At 63.1% G+C, this 2,377-nt stretch carries 2 protein-coding genes and 1 pseudogene; all 3 read left to right on the top strand.

The features are described from left to right. Positions 1-745 (top strand): glycosyltransferase family 4 protein (locus EN969_RS26890; protein WP_127419544.1); only part of this gene is annotated, 745 nt, incomplete at its 5' end. 2 nt (positions 746-747) lie between these two features. Continuing rightward, positions 748-1,878: a glycosyltransferase gene (locus EN969_RS26885; protein WP_063170154.1), complete on the top strand. Its 1,131-nt coding sequence runs from the start codon at positions 748-750 to the stop codon at positions 1,876-1,878. Next, positions 1,875-2,377, top strand: a pseudogene (locus tag EN969_RS26880) (hypothetical protein); the annotation flags it as partial. The gene EN969_RS26885 and the pseudogene EN969_RS26880, both read left to right, overlap by 4 nt.

Genomic DNA, 2,377 nt, shown 5'->3' with positions numbered 1-2,377 from the left:
CTCCCATTCCTGCGTGACGACATGGTTCCACGCCGTCAGGAAACAGGCAGTGGATGGCGCGTGGGCCTGGCAGAAGGAGCGCAACAGGCGTGGCTTCAATCGGGCCGACGCAGTCATCGTGCCGAGCCGCAGCCACGCCGACATGCTTGAGACCTGCTACGGCCCGATCGCGCGTCTGAGTGTGGTGGGAAATAGTGCCAGTCCGGTGCCGAAGGCCGAAAAGCGCCAACCGCTCGTCTTCGCCGCTGCCCGCTGGTGGGACGAGGGGAAGAATGCGGCGGTGATCGACCAGGCCGCGTCGCTGACGCGATGGCCCGTCTTTGCCGCCGGTTCGATGCACGGTCCGAACGGCGGGCGTACCAGCTTCAGCTATGCTGTTCCTCTGGGAGCACTGCCGTCTCACGAGGTGCGCTCCTTGATGGCGCGCGCCGGCATTTTCGTGTCGCCGTCGATCTATGAGCCATTCGGTCTGGCCGCGCTGGAAGCTGCCATGTCGGCGACGCCCCTGGTGCTTTCCGACATCGCAACCTATCGCGAACTATGGGACGGGGCTGCGATGTTCTTTGACGCGCGCAATCCGCACGACCTCGCTGCCGGCCTCAATCGTCTTTCCAGCGATGCCGAACTCAGGCGAGAGCTCGGCCAGGCAGCGATGCGACGGAGCCGCCGGTTTACACTGGCCAGGCAAGCGGCAGCCATGCGAGGCGTCTACGACAAGGCGGCCCTGGCTATGGCGGGGCGTTGACCATGCGCTTTTTGTTCTACACCCACTCGGTCCTATCCGACTGGAACCACGGCAATGCCCATTTCCTGCGCGGTATCATGCGGGATCTGATCGCGCGCCAGCACCAGGCAGTCGCGCTGGAGCCGTCCGACGGCTGGAGCCGTTCGAACCTGTTGGCCGAGAAGGGATCCTTCGCCATCGAACGCTTCCGCAAGGATTTCCCAGAGTTGATGCCGGTGACCTACAATGCCGGGTTCGATCACGAGGCCTGGATCGCCGAGGCCGACGTTGTGATCGTTCATGAGTGGACGGATCCGGAGCTTGTCGCACGCATCGGCCGTGCCCGGGCCGCTGGCGGCAACTTCATCCTTCTGTTTCATGACACCCATCACCGGGCCGTATCGGCGACCGAGGCAATCTCGGCGCTACGGTTGGAGCACTATGACGGCGTCCTCGCCTTTGGCGAGACCTTGCGCGAGAGCTATCTGCGCGCCGGCTGGGGCAAGCGCGTCTTCACCTGGCATGAAGCCGCGGACGATCGCCTGTTCAAGCCGCACCCAGAGATCCATCCCATGTCCGATCTGGTCTGGATTGGAAACTGGGGCGACGATGAGCGGACTGCCGAACTCAAGGAATTTCTGATCGAGCCAGTACACGATCTCGGTCTCGAGGCCACTGTTCACGGCGTACGCTATCCCAAGCCCGCACTTGCGGACCTGGCCGCCGCCGGACTGCGCTATGATGGGTGGATCGCCAATGCCGATGTGCCGAAGGCGTTCGCCGCGCATCGTGTCACCGTTCACATCCCACGGCGCCCCTATCGTGAGGGATTGCCTGGAATTCCGACGATCCGGATGTTCGAGGCGCTCGCCTGCGGCATTCCGCTGATTTCAGCACCCTGGTCCGATGTCGAGCAGTTGTTCAGGCCCGGCGTCGACTTCCTGTTTGCGGAGAACGGCTCTCAGATGCGGCAACACTTGCGGGCGGTATTGGCCGATGCGGATTTCGCGGCTTCCCTGGTGACTTCGGGCCTCGAGACCATTCGCTCCCGGCATACCTGCCAGCACCGCGTTGACGAGCTGTTCCGCGTGCTCACGGCATGCACGACCGAACATACCATCAACAACACCACCGCAAAGGAAGCCGCCGCATGAAGATGGCATTCTACGGATCGAGTCTTTTGTCGTCCTACTGGAACGGTGCCGCGACTTACTATCGCGGGTTGCTGAAGGCGCTTTCCCAATTGGGCTACGAAATCACCTTCTATGAACCCGACGTCTACGACCGGCAGAAGAATCGCGACATCGAGGCGCCTGACTGGTGCACTGTCGTCGTTTATGAAGCGACCCAGCACGCGCTGATGCAGGTCGCGGCACGTGCCGCCAGCGCCGACATCGTCGTCAAGGCGAGTGGCGTCGGTTTCGAGGACGAGGCGCTGCTGCGCGCCGTTCTCGACCACGCCCGCAGCGACGCGCTGGTGGTATTCTGGGACGTGGACGCTCCGGCAACCCTTGCCCAGTTGCGCGACGAACCGGACCATCCGCTCCATAGCGCCCTGCAAGAAATCGACCTTGTGCTGACCTATGGAGGCGGCGACCCCGTGGTATGGGCCTACCGTGCCATGGGGGCGAACGAATGCGTGCCGATCTACAA

This window comes from Mesorhizobium sp. M7A.F.Ca.CA.003.01.2.1, from assembly GCF_003998945.1.
Taxonomy (GTDB): domain Bacteria; phylum Pseudomonadota; class Alphaproteobacteria; order Rhizobiales; family Rhizobiaceae; genus Mesorhizobium; species Mesorhizobium ciceri.
Note: the sequence above shows the minus strand (reverse complement) of the source record. Positions and strands in the feature narration are given on the sequence as shown.